Raw genomic sequence first — 1,033 nt, 5'->3', positions numbered from 1 at the left:
TTGAAAGTTCGAGTCCGAGATAAGCATTTGAAGAAATTGAATGCTATGGCTTATGGCGTGAATCAAGTGTGGAACTACTGTAATGAATTAAGCGCTCGCTCAATCAAGGAAAAACGCAAGTTTCTATCTGGCTATGATCTTCAAAATTATACCAAAGGAGCAAATAAAGAACTGGGATTGAATTCGGCTAGCGTACAAATGGTTGGACATGAATATGTTACTAGGCGAAAGCAGTTCAAAAAAGCTCGCTTAAATTGGAGAAAGACGGGAGGGGTTAAGCGATCACTGGGGTGGATACCTGTTAGAAAGGACTGCATTAGTTTCAAAAATGGATGTGTCTATCATAATAAAGTGCTTTTTGGCATAAAAGACAGCTACGGGCTAGGTGATTATGTATTCAAGAGCGGTTCGTTCAATGAAGACTCAAGAGGCCGTTGGTACTTCAATGTTGTAGTAGAAACACCAGAAAAAAGGAGCGAAGGAGAAGGAGGTACAGGGATTGACTTAGGCTGCAAAGAGTCAGCAACTGATTCTAATGGAGGTGGAGTTAAAGGTCGTGAATACAGAGCTTTAGAGGCTAAGTTAGGTTTGGCACAAAGAGCAAGAAACAAAAAACGGGTTAAAGCAATTCACGCCAAGATCAAGAATCGCAGGCGTGACAGTCTGCACAAATACAGCCGCGAGTTAGTTGAAAATAATGCGGTAATTGTCGTTGGTAACGTATCAAGCCTTGGATTAGCAAAAACTAAAATGGCGAAGTCAGTTTTAGATGCTGGTTGGGGTTCTCTCAAAACAATGCTGGAATATAAATGCGATCACGCAGGTATTGTTTTTGAAGTAGTCAACGAATCATACTCCACCCAAACTTGTTCGAGCTGCGGGAGTATTCCAAGCAGTAGTCCGAAAGGTAGAACAGGTTTGCGAATAAGAGAATGGACTTGCTCAGAGTGCGGAGCTGAGCATGATCGCGACATAAACGCGGCAAAGAACATTCTTGCGCTCGGGTATGAGCGTCTCGTAGGAGGAATCCCCC

Annotated in this window: 1 protein-coding gene; it reads left to right on the top strand. The window is 42.9% G+C overall.

The genetic code is table 11. The features are described from left to right. Nucleotides 1-27: 27 nt before the first annotated feature. The coding region (locus ACMUMJ_RS16865; protein ID WP_414680011.1) for an RNA-guided endonuclease InsQ/TnpB family protein at nucleotides 28-1,033 on the top strand (1,006 nt) is incomplete at its 3' end.

The sequence above is a fragment of the Marinomonas phycocola genome, from assembly GCF_047525455.1.
Taxonomy (GTDB): Bacteria; Pseudomonadota; Gammaproteobacteria; order Pseudomonadales; family Marinomonadaceae; genus Marinomonas.
This window is presented reverse-complemented; position numbering and strand designations above follow the sequence as displayed.